The 2,442-nt window shown below is 70.8% G+C and carries 1 protein-coding gene, 1 pseudogene and 1 CRISPR repeat array; the gene and the pseudogene both read right to left on the bottom strand.

From position 1 onward, the window contains the following. The first annotated feature begins 44 nt into the window (after window positions 1-44). A CRISPR array of direct repeats spans window positions 45-256; the repeat unit is 29 nt; unit sequence GTCGGCCCCGCGCTCGCGGGGGTTGCTCC. A 300-nt stretch (window positions 257-556) separates the two neighbouring features. Further along, a complete protein-coding gene (locus tag ACFXAM_RS37450; RefSeq protein WP_380298264.1) occupies window positions 557-2,050 on the bottom strand; it encodes a S1 family peptidase in 1,494 nt (497 codons plus the stop codon). Window positions 2,051-2,111: 61 nt separating this feature from the next. Beyond that, a pseudogene (locus ACFXAM_RS37455) lies at window positions 2,112-2,442 on the bottom strand (hypothetical protein); the annotation flags it as partial.

The raw sequence follows: 2,442 nt of genomic DNA on the forward strand, positions 1-2,442 counted from the left end.
GGGGGTTGCTGGTCGGTGACGTGATTATGTCGCTCTATCGATCGGTCGGCCCCGCGCGCGCGGGGGTTGCTCAGGCCGCGTCATCACCTCCCAGGGGTACCTGACGTCGGCCCCGCGCTCGCGGGGGTTGCTCCCCAGGCCGGACACCGTTGCAGCGGACCGGCCGGTCGGCCCCGCGCTCGCGGGGGTTGCTCCGATGATCGCCACGCAGGACAGCACCACGGCAAGTCGGCCCCGCGCTCGCGGGGGTTGCTCCCGCTCACGCCGCTCATCGGCCTCCTCCACCAGGGTCAGCACTGAAAACCATTTCCGGGTGGGGAGGTTTAGAAGGTCTACTGCTGGGCGCGTGAGCCTTGGACCGTGAGGGAGCCGTCGATCTCCAGGACTTTGCCGCTGCTTCGGTTCTTCAGGCCCGGTGTGCCGGCGGCTGCGGCCGGTACACCGGTCCGCCAGGAACGGGGTGGGGTCTTGCGGGACATGGGGACTTCTTGTCGTGGTGGGTTTGTGACCGCCGACCGGGACCGCTGGGCCGCGCCGGCCGGGTGTGCGGCGTACGTCAGCGGCCGGGGACGGCAATGCCCTGGGTCGACTTGCCGCTGCCGCTCCAGTCGCCGGTGACAGGGAGCCCGCTGTCGCCGTAGGAGACGGAGGTAGTGGAGCCGTCCGGGGCGGCACCGCGAAAGCGGAAGATGCTGCCGGCGGGGTGGTAGACGCCGACCTGGGTGGTGCCGCTGCCGTTCCAGTCGCCGGCGAGGGGCGTGTCCCCCGGGTTGCCGAAGGTGAACGTGACGTCGGCATCGGCGCTGTGGATGGAGTTCACGAGGTAGAAGGTGGCGGTGTTGGGGTTGAACAGCCCCGGGGTGTCGTAGCCCTTGTGTGTCCAGTCTCCGGCGATCGGCTTCCAGTTGCCGCCGTCGCCCAGCATGAAGGAGGTCACGGTGCCGTCGTGGTGGCGTAGGTGGAACGTGGCGGTGCTGGGGCGGTAGATCCCGACCTCGGTGGTGCGTCCGCCGTCCCACCGGCCGACCACCGGGACGTCGCCCGGGTTGCCGAACCCGAAGTCGGTGCTGCTCGGGGTGCCGTCGAGGGAGTTGGTCAGGTAGAAGTGCGCGGTCGTGGGGTCGTAGCAGCCGGGGGTGTCCCCGCCGATGCCGTCCCAATTGCCTGTCAGCGGGATCATCGGGCTCTTCCCGAAGTCGAAGACCGGCCGGGTGTTGAAGTTCGACTGGGCGGAATCGGAGAGGAACCAGCGCAGGACGCCGGGTGCCTGGGGCGGCAACGGGCGGGACCGCACGAGCTGGATCCAGTCGCCGATGTCGTCGGTGCGGGTGGCGGTGGCGCCGTCACGGGTGGTCTCGGTGCTGCCGAGGCAGCCCTTCTGCCAGGAGGTGCTTATGACGGCGACGAGTTGGACGGTGCCGCCGCTCCCACGGACGGCGGGGCCGCCGGTGTCCCCCTTGCACACCGCGGCGCCGGCCGGTGCGGTGCCTGTGATGCCGATGCCGGTCGAGGTGACCGCGTTCACGCCGAAGGTCGCGGTGTGGAGTTTGTCGGGTACCCATTCGGTGCCGGTCCGACCGTAGCCGGCGACCCGCAGGCCCTCCCCCTGGACGGGTGCGCCCGTTGCGACGGCTACCGGGGAGATGTCGGTGACGGGGCGGGCGAGTCGGGCGAGGACGAGGTCGCGGTCGGTGCGGGGGACAAGTTCGGCAACATCCCGTACCTGCCCCGTGGCGGTGGTGAGGTCGGTACGGCCGACGGTGACGATGGTCTTGAGCGCGGGCGGGCCGGCAGGGACGGTCGTCGGCCGGGCGGGGTCGTCGGCGAAGCAGGCGGCGGCGGTGACGATCCAGTACGGGTCGACCAGGGCACCGGAGCACGAGCGCGTGCCCTCGCCGATGTCCAGCTTGGCGGTGAAGGCGTAGGAACCGGTCGCCGCGGTGTCGCCGCTGACGGCAGCGGCGGGCGTGCCGGTCAGGAGGGTGCCGGTGAGGACGGCGGCGGTGAGTGTCCCGGCCGTCCTTGCGGAGCGTAGGCGTGGGCGGAGCATGAATCGGTTCTCCGTTCCTCGACCTGGTGGGGTCTCGGCGGGTGCGGTCAGCCGGGTGCGGTCAGCCCGTCGTGGGGATCTGGCCGACGATGGACCAGCCGGTCCAGCCTGCGCCGGCCGGGTTGGCGATGTGGGCCATGACGCCGTCGGTGCCCTGACCGAAGACCTCGGCCGTCCTGGTGTCGGGGTTGTAGACCGCGGAGGGGGAGCCGCGGAACTTCCAGCTGCCGGTCATGGTCCAGGACGTCCAGCCGGTGGTGCGGTTCCACGTTGCGCGGTACATGGACATGTCGGTGCCGACCACGAACAGGTCGAGGGTGTTGGTGACGGGGTTGTGGAGCACCGCCGGTGTGCCGGTGAACTGGCCTGAGGGGTTGAGGGTGAACGGTCCG

Source organism: Kitasatospora sp. NPDC059462, assembly GCF_042749955.1.
Lineage (GTDB): Bacteria > Actinomycetota > Actinomycetes > Streptomycetales > Streptomycetaceae > Kitasatospora.

Bases quoted from the DNA above. Each gene is read 5' to 3' on its own strand.
- ACFXAM_RS37450 (WP_380298264.1), bottom strand. From the start codon at position 2,050: ATGCTCCGCCCACGCCTACGCTCCGCAAGGACGGCCGGGACACTCACC.